This is a genomic window from Lysinibacillus zambalensis (assembly GCF_040183165.1).
Lineage (GTDB): Bacteria > Bacillota > Bacilli > Bacillales_A > Planococcaceae > Lysinibacillus > Lysinibacillus zambalensis.
In genome coordinates, this window is the sequence record NZ_JBEGDG010000010.1 from 86,710 (window position 1) to 103,570 (window position 16,861).

The following is a 16,861-nucleotide window of genomic DNA, read 5'->3' on the forward strand; positions in this document are numbered from 1 at the left end:
CCGTTCCTATTGGGCGCATCAATCTCCACTCCAATCAACTTAAATACATGGCATACGTTTTAACAAATGGTATCCACAACTTTTGGTGATGGCCAGAAAATAAGATTTTATTGTGAAGGATTTCATAGCTGTCACGACGTTCACAAGAATGATTTTGTTTTAAAAAAGTAAACAACTTTAAAAGGAGGATTAGCTTTGAGTATTCAATTTTTACAGCAATTAACACAAAGTAGTGATAAGGAAATTGTTGCGATTGCACGTTCTGAAGGTTTTGAAATTACTACTTCTGAAGTAAAAAAACTCCGGCCTTATTTGGAGCAATTCTCATTTTCATGGCTCTTTTTAGGTATTCCAAAAGATATTCTTGTAGAGGTTGAAGCTGTTTTAGGTAGAAAGCGTTCTAGACAACTAATTGCATTGTTTACGAAATAATCAATTTCACCTTCGCATACTTATAGCTGACGTTGTACTTTAGCTACAATTACTTTTACTAAATAAAATAAAATAGCCCGAAATCAGTACTCATGCAGCTGATTTCGGGCTTATTTATTCTATCCTCTTAGAGCGTCGATTAACTCTGGTTTAAACTCTCCATTACGAAGCATTTCAATTTCATGTTTATAAGGAGCCGATTTTGATTTGGCATCACTATTTAATGCGACAAATGGTGTTTCTAGGATTTTAGGAATCTCCATTAATTGCGGATGATGGACAACATACTTTAATGCATCAAAGCCAATATGACCGAAGCCAATATTTTCGTGACGGTCTTTTCCTGCACCACGAACATTTTTAGAATCATTGATATGCAAGACTTTGATACGGTCAACACCTATTAATTTATCAAACTCATTTAAGACGCCATCAAAATCTTCTACAATATTATAACCAGCGTCATGCGTATGGCACGTATCAAAGCATACTGAAAGACGTTCATTATGTGTTACACCATCTATAATTTTCGCAAGCTCTTCGAAAGAACGACCACATTCAGTTCCTTTTCCCGCCATTGTTTCTAATGCGATTTGTACCGGGTAATCCTGTGACAGTACTTCATTCAAACCTTCAATAATTTTGGCAATCCCTGCGTCTGCTCCCGCTCCAACATGGGCACCCGGATGCAACACAATTTGTGTTGCTTCCAAAGCCGCTGTTCGTTCGATTTCAGTTTGTAAAAAGTCTACACCTAGGCGGAAAGTTTCAGGTTTTTCAGTGTTCGCAATATTAATAATGTATGGAGCATGAACAACAATATTTGTCATGCCATGCTCTTTCATGTGTAGTAAACCGTTCATAATATTAAGGTCAGCAATTGACTTACGACGAGTGTTTTGAGGTGCTCCTGTATAAATCATAAAGGTATTTGCCCCATACGATAGAGCCTCTTTACTTGACCCGAGTAGCATTTCTTTTCCACTCATTGAAACATGTGATCCAAGTAGCATTTGAAAGCCTCCTTATTTTTTACCGCGAGCTTTTAAGCGACGTTCACGCTTTTTAATTTTTTCCATTTCCCATTTCATATTACGTTTATAGCCTGGTTTTACTTTTTTCGGCTTACGTACTAATGATTTAGCTTTCGCATCGATTTCATTTTCATGCTTCACACGATTTTTACGTGCATGACGCTCTTTTAATTCAGACCATTCGCCATTTTTCACGTCTTTTTGAACAAATGGAATGCCCATTTTCTCAACACGTACTACTGCATCCTCATCTGATGGCTCAAACAATGTGATAGCCGTTCCTTTATTACCTGCACGGGCTGTACGTCCCACACGGTGAACAAAGAATTCTAAGTCCTCTGGAATTTCGTAGTTAATGACATGTGAAATTCCTTGAATATCGATACCACGCGCTGCAAGATCTGTTGCAACGATATATTGATAATCTAAATCTCGAATTTGCTTCATCATCTTCTTACGATCACGCGGACTTAAATCACCATGTATTTGACCACAGCGAATCCCGTTTTCATTTAAGTAGCCTGCAACTTGCTCTGCAGTTTTACGTGTGTTAGTGAAAATGACAGCTAAAAATGGATTGATTCCTTCAATCACTTCCAACAAACGTTTGTTACGTGATTTAGAACGCACTGGTACAAGCACAAAGTCAATTCCTTCTGCGACCGGGCGTTTATCATTCATATGGATATGAACAGGTGCTTCCATATATTTTTTTAAGAAAGGCTGAAGCTTTTCTGGAATTGTTGCTGAGAATACAAACATTTCAAGGTTTTCTGGCATTTGGGAAGCAAAACCATCGATTTCCTCTATAAAGCCCATATCGAAGGCTAAATCTGCCTCATCAACAACTAAAATTGGCGCCGTATGCACAAATAACGCTTGCGCTGAAACGAGATCACGAATACGTCCTGGCGTTCCGACAACAATTTGTGGTTGCGTTTTTAACTTATCAATGGAGCGTTGTTTGTCCGTACCTCCAATAAATAATTTCGCTTGAATCGTTGTTCCTTCTATTAATTGATTTAACGCATCAAAAATTTGTTGTGCAAGCTCACGTGTAGGTGACGTAATAATAGCTTGTACTTCCTGCTTGTCAGCATTAATTCGTTGCACTATTGGAATTAAAAAACTATGTGTTTTTCCTGTTCCTGTATGCGCTTGTCCGATTGCACTTTTTCCTTTTAATAATAGCGGAATGATTTCCTTTTGAATCGGCGTTGGTTCTGTAAAGCCAAGTTTTGCAATTGCGTCCTGCAAAAATGGCTGAAAATTATAATCAGTATATTTTGACATAATTCGTTCCTCCTAACATCTTTCACATTGTATCATGATTCGAACTCCAGGTATATTAACGTCCTTTTATCTCAAGCATGAACAGAATTTTATATTTTTATCATGGCTGTAGCAAAGCCCTTATCAAAGTTACTCGAAATGCAGTAAATATGCAATAAAAAATCCGCTCAGCCCAGTAGACAGAAGCCCATTTTGTGAGGAGTTTCAAAACTGTCTCGTTTCCTCTATGGTGAGCTTCTATCATAATTTAGTCTATTTTATTTAGTAGTTAAACATAATTTTATTACTATTTTGATTCTATCTGATTATATTTATGTGAGGAATCATTGATTTTTCATGGAGAGTGGTGAATGCTGCAGAATTCACCACTTGAAGTTAAATCAAAATTTTTTAGGCACTTGTGCTGACTTTTGGAAAAAATCTTTTATCACTAAGCGATAAAAGGATTTTTTTTATTGCTATTTGCTAATATTCCCTCATTTTCAACTGATTGTAGCGGATTGCTACTCGACTCCCGTGGGAAAGCGAGACAGACGAGACCTTGCACGGAGCGAGCGTTTTCTGTAGCGAAAGCACAGCGGCAGCTACAAAGCGAATTGCCCGTAACAGAAATCAGCCTTCTCGAATTAATTTAAATGTATAAAAATGGTTAATCAACACATCTGACACTTTGTTTTATATTTAATATTTTGTCGACAAGCTGAAAGCACCATAATGCTGTTGGAGAAGCTATGAAAATAAGTATTATTTATGTCAATTCATTGTTAACTAATGCCTTACAGAATTACCATATGTTACGATAAGGATGTAAGATACTAGAGGAGGTTGACTTATCATGAAAGCAGCAAGATGGTATAAAGCAAAAGACATCCGTGTAGAAAACATTGAAGAACCAGTAATCGCACCTGGAAAAGTAAAAATTAAAGTTCATTGGACAGGGATTTGTGGTAGTGATTTACATGAATACGCAGCTGGCCCAATATTCATTCCAGTGGAACAACCTCACTATGTAAGTAAAGATATTGCGCCAATTGTTATGGGCCATGAGTTTTCTGGTGAAGTAGTAGAAATTGGCGATGGTGTTACAAAGGTACAAGTTGGAGATCCTGTCGTTGTAGAACCTATTCTTGCGTGTGGCGAATGTGCCGCTTGTAAAAAAGGGAAATATAATATTTGTAAGCATTTAGGATTCCACGGTCTTTCTGGCGGTGGCGGAGGTTTCTCTGAATATACAATGGTAGATGAAAAAATGGTACATAAAATGCCTGAGGGTCTTTCCTATGAACAAGGTGCACTAGTTGAACCAGCGGCAGTAGCATTACATGCAGTTCGCAAAAGTAAACTAAAAGCTGGCGATACAGCAGCTGTCTTTGGTACTGGGCCAATCGGTCTTCTTGTTATCGAAGCATTGCGAGCAGCTGGAGCAGCGGAAATTTATGCGGTAGAACTTTCAGCAGAGCGTGCTACTAAAGCATTAGAGCTTGGCGCTACAGCCGTTATTAATCCTAAAGATGAAGATGCAGTAGCTCGTCTACATGATTTAACAAATGGTGGCGTAGATGTTGCATTTGAAGTTACAGGTGTTCCTGTTGTATTGCAGCAAGCAATTGATTCAACAACATTTGAAGGTGAAACAATTATCGTCTCTATTTGGGAAACAGACGCTTCTATTCTACCGAATAATATCGTACTAACAGAGCGTTCTGTTAAGGGTATCATTGCTTATCGCGATATTTTCCCAGCAGTTATGGAATTAATGAAACAAGGCTACTTCCCTGCTGAAAAACTTGTGACAAAACGAATTGCTCTTGAGGAAGTCGTAACAGAAGGCTTTGAAGTACTAATGAAAGAGCGAAACCATATTAAAATCCTTGTAAATTCACAAGCATAATATATAGAGAGACAGGTAGAGAAAATAGTTTCTCTACCTGTTTTTGATTTGTTAAAATGGTTTCCTCCTATATAGAAGTCGCCCATTCGTAACGAAGATCAACTTTTCGTGGCATACGTTTTAACATAAGTCATCCCAACTTTTATTTACGAGCCTCTTTTCCCTCTATTTTTTTCATAATATCCAGATTGGCCATAAGGTAGTTCACCTTATTCTCTCCAAATATCCCTAATGCACGTTCTTCTGTATTAGTTTCTATAATTTTTTCAATCTCACCCTCCGAAAGCCCACTTGCTTGGGCAATACGCTCGACTTGTATTTCTGCAGCCTTCACACTGATATGTGGATCCAATCCTGAACCTGAAGCGGTCATTAAATCAGCAGGTATATCTTGTCGTTTTACGGATGGGTTTGCTAGTAAAAACTTCTCGATATCTGCTTCTATCCGTTTTTCCAATTCTGGATTAGATGGTGCATAGTTAAACGTTCCAGAGCTAACACCACTATAATTCACCCGACCCTCTTCGTCTGGTATCGTATCCTCTTTCATATAAACGTTATAGTTAGCAGATGAGACACGCCCCCAGAAATATTCTGGTGCCGTAAAAGCTTGACCGATTAATTCTGAGCCAACAGCTTCACCATCCGTCTCTATTAAACTGCCATTTGCTTTGTGATGAAACAACCCTTGGGCTAATGCAGTCACTGCAAATGGGTATATAAAACCACATAAAACGAACATTGTTAGTGTGATGAGTATTGCTTGCTTTGAGTTTTCAAAAAACTTTCGCATGTAACTTCCTCCTATAACCCAAACGTATGGAATAGTGGTCCAACTAATAAATCAATCAACTTAATACCAATAAAGGGAGCAATAATACCACCTACACCATAAACGAGTAAATTTTTATTTAATAATTTTGCAGCACTCATCGGCTTATATTTGACGCCTTTCATTGCAATTGGTATTAACAATGGAATAATGACCGCATTAAAAATTAAAGCAGAAATAATCGCACTTGTAGGTGAATTGAGATTCATAATGTTTAATGCACTCATCTCAGGCACAGCAACCATTAACATAGCTGGAATAATGGCAAAATATTTTGCGATATCGTTTGCAATACTAAATGTTGTTAAGGCACCCCGAGTCATCAGCAATTGCTTCCCAATTTCTACAACTTCAATAATTTTAGTTGGATTTGAATCTAAGTCGACCATATTAGCAGCTTCCTTCGCTGCATTCGTTCCGGAATTCATGGCAAGCCCTACATTCGCCTGTGCCAGTGCTGGCGCATCGTTCGTACCGTCACCAGTCATAGCTACAACTTTACCTTGTGCCTGCTCATCTTTAATAACTTGAATTTTATCTTCTGGCTTACTTTCTGCAATAAAGCTATCTACTCCAGCTTCCTTTGCGATAGCTGCTGCAGTTAGCGGATTATCTCCTGTACACATAATCGTTTTAATACCCATTGCTCGAAGCTGATCAAAGCGGTCCTTGAGTCCAGCTTTTACGATATCCTTTAGGTAAATAACACCTAAAATTTTATCGTTTAACGCTACTACAAGCGGTGTTCCACCAACAGAAGATACTTGCTGAATCAGCTGTTCCATATTTGTAGGAATGTTATAACCTGCATTCATGCTTTCTTTTTTTATCGTATCATAGGCTCCTTTTCGAATTTTTGTACCATCCTTCATATCCAATCCGCTCATACGTGTCTGTGCGGTAAATGGAATATGTTCGCTTGACTTGATAATGCTTTCTTCGTCGTCAGTATTCACTCCTAATTCACAAGCAAGTGACAAAATTGATTTTCCTTCAGGTGTATCATCTGTTAAAGAACTAAGCCATGCAGTTTGAATCAACTCTTTACTTTCCACCCCTTTTACTGGGAGAAATTCAGCTGCCATGCGATTGCCATAAGTAATCGTTCCAGTTTTATCTAATATTAAAGTATCCACGTCTCCACACGCCTCTACGGCTCTTCCAGACATCGCGATAACGTTAAACTGTGTAACTCTATCCATTCCTGCAATACCGATCGCCGACAATAATCCTCCAATTGTTGTAGGAATTAAACAAACTGTCAGGGCTATTAATGTTGATATAGAAATCGGAACATTTAAATAAGTTGTCATTGGATAGAGTGTCACAACAACTAATAAGAAAATAATTGTTAAGCTTACTAAAAGTGTATTGAGCGCTACCTCATTTGGCGTTTTTTTACGACTGGCTCCCTCGATAAGCGTAATCATTTTATCTAAAAACGATTCCCCTGGCATAGAGGTAATTTCGATCATCAGCCAATCACTCGTAACCGTAGTGCCACCTGTCACTGATGAAAAATCACCACCTCGCTCCTTTACAACAGGAGCAGATTCACCCGTTATTGCCGATTCATCTACTGTTGCAATCCCATCTATGACTTCCCCGTCATTTGGAATAACCTCTCCTGCCTGAACTAAAACGATATCGCCCTTTTTTAACTCATGTGCCTGTTTAAGGATTTCTGAACCATCACTAAGCAAAACACGAGCCTGTGTCACTGTTTTCGTCTTTTTTAAAGTTTGAACCTGTGCCTTCCCCCGTCCTTCTGCAATCGACTCAGCAAAATTAGCAAATAGAATGGTAACAAAAAGAATGACAGCGACGATCGCATTATACAATCGGTCATGTTCTCCTACCTCGTTACTAAATATATTCGGAAAAAGTGTTAATAACAGTACGAACATAAACCCTATTTCTACTACAAACATAACAGGATTTTTCACCATATATGCTGGGCTAAACTTCTTTAAAGCGTCAATCATAGAGCTTTTAAACACAGTGCCCGTAATAAAACTTTTTCTTGCTGTTTCCATAAGTGTCTCTCCTTATTAAAAATCAATTTCGCCTTGGCGTAATTGTTGCTGTCGCTTCGCTTTCGCACAGAAAACATTTGTTGCTGTCGCTTCGCTTTCGCACAGAATACATTTGTTGCTGTCGCTTCACTTTCGCACAGAATACATTTGTTGCTGTCGCTTCACTTTCGTACAGATAAACAATGCGTCCGGATTTTGAATTGTGCACGCACAATTTATACCTTTCAAAATCCTTGAAATCCGCATTCATCTCACCACATTAAAAGTAAGAGTCTTAAACTGAATGAAGATAAAGTTGTAAGTGCTCTGTAATTGGCCCAAGAGCTAATGCTGGTAAAAACGTTAGAGCACCAATCATTAAAACGATAGCAACAAGTAAAAATGTAAAAGTTGTATTATCCGTTTTCAACGTTCCCACCGAATCACTATGAAACATTTTTTTAGCAAGTAAAGACGCTATAGCTAGTTGAATAATAATCGTCAAATAACGTCCAAAGAACATTGCAAGCCCTGTCGTCACATTCCAAAATGTTGAGTTGTCTGCTAATCCTTCAAAACCTGAGCCGTTGTTCGCAGAGGCCGATGCAAATTCATATAAAACTTGCGATAACCCATGTGCACCTGGATTCGTTATGCCCGCTACCCCTGCTGTTGTTGTAACTGCAAGTGCTGAAAATAGTAGGATAATAGCAGGATGGATCAAGATGCAAAGAGCAATTAACTTCATTTCCTTTTCTTCAATTTTCTTGCCTAAAAACTGAGGTGTTCGACCAATCATTAAACAGGCGATAAAAATTGTCAGTAGCACATACATCATCATGTTCATCAGGCCGACTCCTTTGCCTCCAAACACAACATTAAGCATCATATTAAACATCGGGATAAGACCACCAAGCGGTGTTAGTGTATCATGCATATTGTTAACAGATCCCGTTGTAAAAGCTGTAGTCACTGTTGTAAACAACGCTGATTGCGCTACCCCAAAGCGCATCTCTTTTCCTTCCATACTTCCAAGTTCCTGCGAAATTCCGAGCTCACTAATGATTGGATTACCCGCTCTCTCAGCCACATACACAGTCACCAATCCGACTAGGAACAGCACACTCATCGCCGCAAAAATGGATAGCCCTTGTTTGCCAAATATCGTTTTCTCTTTTCTATGTGCGACCATTAAACTAAATGCAACTATACAAGCACCAGGTAATAACATCATAGATAGCATTTCCACAATATTAGAAATGACTGTTGGGTTTTCAAAAGGCGTCGTTGAATTCGCTCCATTAAAACCACCACCATTAGTGCCTATATGCTTAATGGATTCAAGAGAAGCTACAGGCCCAAGTGCAATATCTTGAACTTTACCTTCTATTGTTTGAACAGTTTGATTCGCACTTAAGGTTTGCGGAGAACCTTGAGATACTAAAATAATGGCAACAACAATAGATAAAGGCATTAACACACGTGTAATAACACGAACAAAATCTACAAAGAAATTCCCTATAGTATCAGTTTTAGCAACAAGGCGACGGCAGAACGCCATACAAGCGGCATACCCAGTAGCTGCAGATGTAAACATCATAAAGATAATGATTAACATTTGAGATAAATAACTAAGTCCTGATTCGCCACTATAATGTTGAAGATTCGTATTCGTCATAAAGGATATAATAGTATTAAACGAAAGTGTTGCTTCCATATTGTCAATATCATTTGGGTTTAAAAACAGCATAGCTTGAATGCGTAATAGAACATATCCAATAAACACCATAAAAGCGTTCGACAAAATTAACGAAAGTACATACTGTTTTCCAGTCATATCTACTTGCTTAATGCCACTTAATTTATAAATAACGCCATCAAATCTATCCATTATTGGATCAAGCCATGTTTTTTGTTGCATCGTCACCCGAAATAAATAGTGCCCAGTTAAAATGACGATCGGTAAATAAATAATTAATACGATGGCGATTTGCCACATATCGCAATACCTCCTACAAGCCTATTAATAGTTTTCAGGATAAAGTAATGCATGCCCTAAATAACCGAAAAGGAACACAAGTACAATCCCTATCAATTTCGCCTTGGCGTAATTGTGTCCGGATTTTGAATTGTGCTAGCACAATTCATTCCTTTCAAAATCCGTGACATCCGCCGGGGGCCAACACGATGTTGGTCACTCAATCGTCGCCACAGGACGTGGCGTTCTTAGACTGAGTTCCTCTATTTCAGAAGGTGTTTGGACATCCACTGAAAATGAACCACATCTACATTCATCTCACCACCTTCAGAGGTGAGTGTCTTCTACTGAATGAAGATAATAATCCACATTTTTATTCCCCCTTACTTCTCTTCTACTAGCTTAAAGCACCATGCGGTTAACGCATAAAGACATACAAAGCTTAAGATGAGTACGCCAATCATATAAAAGTCCATCAATTCGAAACACCCCTTCTCTCTTTTGGATGCTCTCATCATACTGACTTTCAAATTAATGTAGTGTTAGGAAATCGTTTTTTCTATTAAGAAACTATAAAGAGAGAAAATCTTAATACTTTCTTAATGGAAGATAGCGCTATAATACAATTGAGGTGAAAGAGGATGGAAAATACACGTCCAACTCCAGAGACGTTTTTAGCGAGGCTTCAACAGGAAGAACAATTTGTAGGGAAATTAAAAATCTTTCTTGGTTATGCTGCTGGAGTAGGTAAAACTTATGCAATGCTAGATGCAGCACATCAAGCACAAAAACTTGGTAAAGATGTGGTAGTTGGCTATGTAGAACCACATCCTCGTCCAGATACTTTAGCTTTACTTGAGGGACTAGAGCAAATCCCTACGAAAAAAATAATTTATAAAGGTAAACCTTTCCAGGAATTAGATATTGATGAAGTACTGAAGCGTAAACCGGAAATTGTCCTTATTGATGAATTGGCACATACCAATGTTCCAACGATGCGTCACAAAAAACGTTTTGGAGATGTAGAGGAATTACTTGCAAAGGGCATTCATGTATATACAACAGTAAATATCCAACATATTGAAAGTCTACACGATATTGTAGAGGAAATAACCGGAATAAAAGTGCGGGAGCGTATTCCAGATTATTTAATTGATCAAGCTGCACAAATAAAAATTGTCGATATTGAACCAGATGAGTTAATTCAACGCCTACAAGAAGGCAAAATTTATGTAAAACAACAAGCTGAAAAAGCATTGCAATCTTTTTTTCGTAAACAGAATCTAGTATCACTTCGAGAAATTGCACTACGAAGAGCTGCAGATACGATTAACTATAAACAGGTAAACAGCAGTGAATCTATGAAAAATCCTATACAAATCGAAGAGCATTTACTTGTTGGTATTAGTAGCTCTCCTACTAATGCCAAGGTTATTCGAACTGCCGCTCGACTTGCACAGGCATTACATGGAAAATTCACCGCTCTTTACGTACAAAACGTACAGGAGCATGATAAAAATAACGCAAATTCAGAACGACTTCAGCAGCATCTGAAGCTTGTTGAACAGCTTGGCGGCCATGTCGTAATCGTTCAGGAAGATGATGTAGCTGCTGCCCTTGCCAACTATGCACAAATTAGTGGTGTCACCAAATTAGTCATCGGTAGAACTAGTATGAGAAAAAAATGGTGGCGACCAAGTACAAAAATTAGTGATCGACTCAACGAATTTGTACCGAATTTAGCAATTCACATAGTGCCTGATCAGGAAAACGAACAATTCTATTTCCCTACTGTAAAAAATAAGTTGTCATTTGAATGGTTTGACTTATTAAAAATGGCTATAGTATTTGGCATAGTATCAGTTGTTGGGCTATATTTTTACAAAATTGGTGTAAGCGACTCGAACATCATCACTATCTACATTTTAGGTATTTTAATTCTTGCCATTTGGTCATCAGGATGGATGATGAGCATTGTTAGCTCCATCATAGCCGTACTGCTTTTTAATTACTTTTTTACAGAACCACGTTTTTCATTTAACGCCTATCATCGTGACTATCCGATGACCTTTGTTATCATGTTCCTTTCAGGAGTGATTACAAGTAGCTTAACAAAAAAAATAAAGGAGCAAACTATTGTAGCTGTTCGTAAATCTTATCGAATGGAAGTGCTCCTTGATACGAATCGCAGGCTTCAACATGCTAAATCTATAGAAGAAATCATTACTGAAGGCATGTCACAAATCGTTAAGTTAGTAGAAAGACCCGTTCAATTTTTTGAAATAGAAAATAATTTAATTGTGAACTCAATTTTTTTCCGTACTGAAAGCATATCTAGTATTGAAAATAATAAAATAGCTTCTTTCTTTGAGAATCCGAATGAACATGGTGTAGTAAGCTGGGTTATCAATAATAAGCATGTAGCAGGTGTGTCCACTGATATATTTCCTGAAGTGAATGCCTACTACTTACCGGTTATTTCAAACAGGAGTGTTAAGGGCGTTATTGGTATTGCACTGTCAAAACAATCACCATTACCTGCATTTGAGCGAAATATTTTGCATGCCATTATCAATGATTTTTCATTCGCCCTTGATAAATGGTATTTACAAAAACTCAATGAAGAAGTAGCTAGAGAAGCTGAAATGGAACAAATACGAGCAAACCTTTTGCGTGCAGTTTCTCATGATTTAAGAACACCGCTAACTGCGATTTCTGGTAATGCAGATATATTACTATCAAATGCATCCCAAATTCGAGAGGATGAAAAAAGCAAAATATACGAGGATATTTATAAAAATTCGAAATGGCTTGTACAAATGGTTGAAAACTTACTTGCTGTGTCTAAGTTAGAAGATGGACAATTTGCTTTAGAGTTACAAATGGAACTTGTAGAAGAAATTATTCAAGAGGCACTAACACATGTTGTTCGTCTAAATAGTACCCATGAAATAACCTATCATATTGAACCTGAATTTGTATTTGCTTTAATGGATGCGCGACTTATTATTCAAGTTCTCATTAATATTATTGATAATGCATTGACCTATACACCATCAGGTAGTGTTATTACTATACGGGTAAAAGAATCTGAACATTTCGTAGACTTTAGCATTTCTGATGATGGACCTGGCATTGATGATGCTATAAAAAGCAGCCTTTTTGAGCCATTTACTACTGGAAAAATACAACGTAGTGATAGTCGAAGAGGTCTGGGTTTAGGCTTGGCTCTATGTCAAACAATTTTAAAATTACATGGAAGTGAAATAACAGCTTCAGATAATAAACCAAACGGAACAATTTTTAATTTTTCACTGAGAAAAAGCTCTTTACCAAAAGTTAAGGATAACATTTATTAAATTGGGAGACTTTTTTTGGATCAGCGTCATAGGCGGGATTCTGATTAACCCCCTTTGTAAGCGCACAATCGCAACAGAAATAACTCCCATCCGCGTTATGGGGATGAGCTGAAAAAGGAGTAATGAAATTCGATGAATAAACGAATTCTAGTAGTAGAAGACGATGTAGCTATTGGAAATTTAATTAAAATGACATTAGCTACTCAGCAGTATGAATTCGACATTGCACGAGATGGTAATAGCGCTCTACAAAAGGCTCTTGCCATGAATCCAGATGTATTAATATTGGATTTAGGACTACCAGACATAGACGGTGTAGAGCTTATAACAAAGATTAGAAGCTGGACTCAAACACCTATTATTGTAGTTAGTGCACGTGGCGAAGAGCACGATAAAATCAATGCTTTAGATGCTGGAGCAGACGATTATGTTACAAAGCCCTTCAGTGTTGAAGAGCTTTTAGCCCGAATTCGAGTAGCTTTGAGAAGAATGTCGTTCGAGCATCAGCTAGAAAACGAACCCTCTGTTTTTGTAAATGGGAATTTACAAATAAACTACGCGGCAAATACTGTGTTTGTAAATGGGAAAGAAGTACATTTGACGCCTATTGAGTATAAGCTCTTGGTTGTTTTAGCAAAGCATGTCGGCAAAGTATTAACGCATAATTTTATTTTAAAGGAAATTTGGCACAACGTACTTCAATCGGATGTTCCAAGTTTAAGAGTTTTCATGGCTACTCTTAGAAAGAAAATAGAGGATAATCCAACTAACCCAAAGCTAATCCAGACACATGTCCGCGTTGGGTACAGAATGCTTCGTTGTCATGAAGAAGAATAGGATTTGACCTTTCTTAACTTTGCTAATCGCCATTGCTTTAAACAGGGTATTTATTATTGATAGACTTGATAAAAACGATTTTTTTGAAAATGATTATTACTTACTTCAGTAAAGGTATCAAGGTATTTATGCTGCTATTCAAGCCTAGACCGTACTCAACAACATTTTATATTAACCTATGATGACCTAATTGATGAAGCTATCGCAAAAATTGAAGCATTATTGCATATTCTTGACATACAAAGAAGAGGATGTATCATTCATTTTTTAATGGGACATGAAGTTGTTAATGCTATTTGAAAGACAAGAAATACTTTGAACAGTTAGCTAGGATGCGCGATACTATAAAGAAGCAAATAGATGTAAATAAAGGCTATTACTAAAAAACGTGGTTTCTATTTTTATAACAGCCCTCTAATGCTTATGTCCCTCCTTCTAAACAGAGAGATATTTCACATAAATGAATTTGTAGAGAATATAGCGAGGTAATTCCAAATGTAAAAATTCCATTGGAACTATCTCGCTTTTTTGTGAGCCTTAAAACAGTGATGAACCTCTTAAATTTATTCATTTCTTCCTTCTGATCCCCCTTCTTCACTTAATGCCTTGCAACAGCATTAATTTCTTGATGGTCGCAGATTTACAATCGCCCTAGTTATTTTTTTGTGTGTCGAACGCTAACTTACCCTTCTGCATATCATATTTATAATCAGGTATGTCATCAATGATAAATCACTATTGAAAGGAGATCGTTATGGTATTTAGACCACCTTATCAGTTCCCAATGTATCCTGGTGGCATGGGGATGCCAAGAATGCCCATGCAAATGCCGATGCAAATGCCAATGCAAATGCCTCCACAGATGTCACCACAGTCCTTTTTCCCGCCCGGAGGCTTCCCAAATCAAGCACGAATGCCGGGTGGCTTTCCAATGTCTAGTGGAATAGGATCATTTGGAGGACAAATGCCAATGCCATCTATGCAGGAACCGTCAAAAATTGGTTCATTTCTACAACAGGCGAATAGCTTATTTAACTCAGCGAAAACATATACGCCTTACATTCAGCAAGCAATGCCAATGGTGAAAAATATTCCGTCACTTTTAAAATTGTATAAAGGATTTCAAGGTCTTCCTTCTGCAGGAGCTGCCGCAGGGGCTGGAGCAGTAGCAGCTGAAGCAGCAGCTAGCGGAGGAGGAGGTTCTAGCAAAAGTCGAACAGCTTCTCGAGAAAATACATCATATACGCCAGCTAATCCACTTCCGTCTAAGCCTCGTATTTTCCAGCCACCTATGTAAATGAAGGTTTCTTTGTATTCGCCGTTCCTGTCCGTTATAATGTAGATAGGTAAGCTTGAAAGGAGTCACAACCATGCAAGTATTAAAAATTAATCCACGTGGCTATTGCTACGGTGTTGTTGATGCGATGGTCATCGCTCGAAACGCCGCATTAGATAAAACATTACCAAGACCTATCTACATTTTAGGTATGATTGTGCATAATAAACATGTCACGGATGCCTTTGAAGCAGATGGCATCATCACACTAGATGGCGAGAATCGTTTAGATATTATTGAACAAGTTGAAACTGGCACTGTTATTTTCACAGCGCACGGTGTTTCACCTGAAATTCGTGAAATTGCGAAGCGAAAAGGCTTAGTATCCATTGATGCTACATGTCCTGACGTAACAGTTACACACGATTTAATTCGTGAAAAATCATCAAATGGCTATGATATTATTTATATCGGTAAAAAAGGCCATCCTGAGCCAGAAGGAGCTATTGGTGTTGCACCTGATCACGTGCATTTAGTGCAATCCTCCACTGATATTGATGCATTAAATTTAACGAATGATAAATTACTAGTAACGAATCAAACGACGATGAGTCAATGGGATGTCGCTCATTTAATGGATAGTTTAAAAGAGAAATTCCCACATATTGAGGTGCATAAGGAGATTTGTTTGGCAACCCAGGTACGTCAGGAGGCAGTTGCTCAGCAAGCCGGGGAAGCAGAATTACTTGTTGTTGTTGGTGACCCAAAATCCAATAACTCAAATCGTTTAACACAAGTATCTGTTGAAATAGCAGGTACACCATCTTATCGAATTTCAGACGTTTCTGAGCTAAAAATTGAATGGTTAAAAGGCATTAATTCCGTCGCTGTCACTGCAGGGGCGTCAACACCAACACCAATAGTAAAAGAGGTTATTTCATTCCTTGAGCAATTCGATGAAAATGATGAATCAACACATGACATTAAGCGTACAGTTACATTAGATAAAATTTTACCTAAAATTAAAACGCCAAAGCCTGTTGATAAAATTATGCCGTACTAACTGAAAAATCCTGATTGTCTGTTTCGACAATCAGGGTTTTTCATTATTTACTAAAATAATAGTTGACCGGACGACCAATGCCACCATAATGTACATCCATCGTAATTTCCTTTTGCTTTTCTAAATAATCTAAGTATCGTCTTGCTGTTACGCGTGCAATACCTACACCACTGGCAACTTCTTCGGCCGATGCTCCTTCTACAGATTGCAAATAGTGTACAACTTTCTCTAGTGTTGCACGATTAAAACCTTTAGGTAAACTTTTTTCCGAGCGTACGACATTTGTTTGCTGCACCTCATTATGCCCATCACGATAATGGAATAATTGATCGAGCTCCCCCTGTGTTAACTCACGCTCTGTTTGTATTTGCTTTTTGAAGCGCAAATAATTTTCAAGCGTGCCTTGCACTCGTTCAAATGAAAAAGGTTTCATAATATAATCAAAGACGCCAAGATGCAGGACCTGTTTGACAGTTTCCATATCATTAGCAGCGGTTACCGTAATTACATCTACTGGTAATTCAAGTTCACGAATTTTTCGTAAGCTTGTCACTCCATCCTGCTCTGGCATGAAAATATCCATAAATACTAATTCTGGTTTAAGTTTTCGAATTTGAGCAATCCCCTCTACTCCATTTGAGGCTTGTCCAATTACTTCAAAACCAGCTATCTTCTCAATAAATTGGCGATTAACTTCTCGCACCATTGGATCGTCCTCTATTAATAAAACCTTTGTTTGTGTCACTGTTAGCCCTCCATACACTCTGTTCTATCTCTATATGTGTAAATTTTCACTAAAGTATGCTTCTAAAGAGAGTCACACTGTTCCCATAAATTTTTCACTTCTACTT

Annotated in this window: 12 protein-coding genes; 6 read left to right on the forward strand and 6 right to left on the reverse strand. The window is 37.8% G+C overall.

Features of this window, described 5'->3' with window-relative positions; translation table 11 throughout:
* The first annotated feature begins 195 nt into the window (after positions 1–195).
* A complete protein-coding gene (locus ABNX05_RS14480; protein ID WP_079563463.1) occupies positions 196–432 on the forward strand; it encodes a Nif11 family protein in 237 nt (78 codons plus the stop codon).
* Between the two features lie 119 nt (positions 433–551).
* On the opposite strand, the gene ABNX05_RS14485 is transcribed toward ABNX05_RS14480, so the two are convergent.
* Both ABNX05_RS14485 and ABNX05_RS14490 read right to left on the reverse strand, forming a co-directional pair.
* Positions 552–1,445: a deoxyribonuclease IV gene (locus ABNX05_RS14485; RefSeq protein WP_349660360.1), complete on the reverse strand. Its 894-nt coding sequence runs from the start codon at positions 1,443–1,445 to the stop codon at positions 552–554.
* Between the two features lie 12 nt (positions 1,446–1,457).
* Positions 1,458–2,759 carry a DEAD/DEAH box helicase gene (locus tag ABNX05_RS14490; RefSeq protein ID WP_349660361.1) on the reverse strand — a complete coding sequence of 434 codons (1,302 nt, stop codon included), beginning with the start codon at positions 2,757–2,759 and terminating at the stop codon, positions 1,458–1,460.
* 835 nt (positions 2,760–3,594) lie between these two features.
* On the opposite strand from ABNX05_RS14490, the gene ABNX05_RS14495 reads away from it, so the two are divergent.
* Positions 3,595–4,650, forward strand: coding sequence for a 2,3-butanediol dehydrogenase (locus tag ABNX05_RS14495; RefSeq protein WP_349660362.1), 1,056 nt, complete (start codon positions 3,595–3,597; stop codon positions 4,648–4,650).
* A gap of 142 nt (positions 4,651–4,792) precedes the next feature.
* Here ABNX05_RS14495 and kdpC read toward each other — a convergent pair whose 3' ends face one another.
* The 3 genes from kdpC to kdpA all read right to left on the reverse strand — a co-directional run bounded on the left by kdpC (position 4,793) and on the right by kdpA (position 9,496).
* Complete coding sequence (gene kdpC / locus ABNX05_RS14500) at positions 4,793–5,443, reverse strand: K(+)-transporting ATPase subunit C (protein WP_349660363.1); 651 nt, start codon at positions 5,441–5,443, stop codon at positions 4,793–4,795.
* Between the two features lie 11 nt (positions 5,444–5,454).
* On the reverse strand, positions 5,455–7,518 hold the full coding sequence (gene kdpB, locus ABNX05_RS14505; protein ID WP_349660364.1) for a potassium-transporting ATPase subunit KdpB: 2,064 nt from the start codon (positions 7,516–7,518) through the stop codon (positions 5,455–5,457).
* Between the two features lie 274 nt (positions 7,519–7,792).
* A complete protein-coding gene (kdpA, locus tag ABNX05_RS14510) occupies positions 7,793–9,496 on the reverse strand; it encodes a potassium-transporting ATPase subunit KdpA (protein ID WP_349660365.1) in 1,704 nt (567 codons plus the stop codon).
* 620 nt (positions 9,497–10,116) lie between these two features.
* Here kdpA and ABNX05_RS14515 point away from each other — a divergent pair.
* From ABNX05_RS14515 to ABNX05_RS14530, 4 genes are all read left to right on the forward strand, one after another.
* A complete protein-coding gene (locus ABNX05_RS14515) occupies positions 10,117–12,834 on the forward strand; it encodes an ATP-binding protein (protein WP_349660366.1) in 2,718 nt (905 codons plus the stop codon).
* A gap of 132 nt (positions 12,835–12,966) precedes the next feature.
* A complete protein-coding gene (locus ABNX05_RS14520; RefSeq protein ID WP_349660367.1) occupies positions 12,967–13,671 on the forward strand; it encodes a response regulator transcription factor in 705 nt (234 codons plus the stop codon).
* A 754-nt stretch (positions 13,672–14,425) separates the two neighbouring features.
* Positions 14,426–14,968: a VrrA/YqfQ family protein gene (gene vrrA, locus ABNX05_RS14525; RefSeq protein ID WP_349660368.1), complete on the forward strand. Its 543-nt coding sequence runs from the start codon at positions 14,426–14,428 to the stop codon at positions 14,966–14,968.
* Between the two features lie 73 nt (positions 14,969–15,041).
* Positions 15,042–16,010, forward strand: coding sequence for a 4-hydroxy-3-methylbut-2-enyl diphosphate reductase (locus ABNX05_RS14530; RefSeq protein ID WP_349660369.1), 969 nt, complete (start codon positions 15,042–15,044; stop codon positions 16,008–16,010).
* Between the two features lie 43 nt (positions 16,011–16,053).
* Here the strand turns inward: ABNX05_RS14530 and ABNX05_RS14535 are convergent, their stop codons facing one another.
* Entirely contained in the window at positions 16,054–16,755 is a 702-nt protein-coding gene (locus tag ABNX05_RS14535) for a response regulator (RefSeq protein WP_349660370.1), read from the reverse strand.
* Positions 16,756–16,861: the final 106 nt, after the last annotated feature.

What these genes read in the sequence shown, in the direction of transcription:
- ABNX05_RS14485 (WP_349660360.1), bottom strand. Translation starts at nt 1,445, where the DNA reads ATGCTACTTGGATCACATGTTTCAATGAGTGGAAAAGAAATGCTACTC.
- ABNX05_RS14490 (WP_349660361.1), bottom strand. Translation starts at nt 2,759, where the DNA reads ATGTCAAAATATACTGATTATAATTTTCAGCCATTTTTGCAGGACGCA.
- ABNX05_RS14495 (WP_349660362.1), top strand. Translation starts at nt 3,595, where the DNA reads ATGAAAGCAGCAAGATGGTATAAAGCAAAAGACATCCGTGTAGAAAAC.
- kdpC (WP_349660363.1), bottom strand. Translation starts at nt 5,443, where the DNA reads ATGCGAAAGTTTTTTGAAAACTCAAAGCAAGCAATACTCATCACACTA.
- kdpB (WP_349660364.1), bottom strand. Translation starts at nt 7,518, where the DNA reads ATGGAAACAGCAAGAAAAAGTTTTATTACGGGCACTGTGTTTAAAAGC.
- kdpA (WP_349660365.1), bottom strand. Translation starts at nt 9,496, where the DNA reads ATGTGGCAAATCGCCATCGTATTAATTATTTATTTACCGATCGTCATT.
- ABNX05_RS14515 (WP_349660366.1), top strand. Translation starts at nt 10,117, where the DNA reads ATGGAAAATACACGTCCAACTCCAGAGACGTTTTTAGCGAGGCTTCAA.
- ABNX05_RS14520 (WP_349660367.1), top strand. Translation starts at nt 12,967, where the DNA reads ATGAATAAACGAATTCTAGTAGTAGAAGACGATGTAGCTATTGGAAAT.
- vrrA (WP_349660368.1), top strand. Translation starts at nt 14,426, where the DNA reads ATGGTATTTAGACCACCTTATCAGTTCCCAATGTATCCTGGTGGCATG.
- ABNX05_RS14530 (WP_349660369.1), top strand. Translation starts at nt 15,042, where the DNA reads ATGCAAGTATTAAAAATTAATCCACGTGGCTATTGCTACGGTGTTGTT.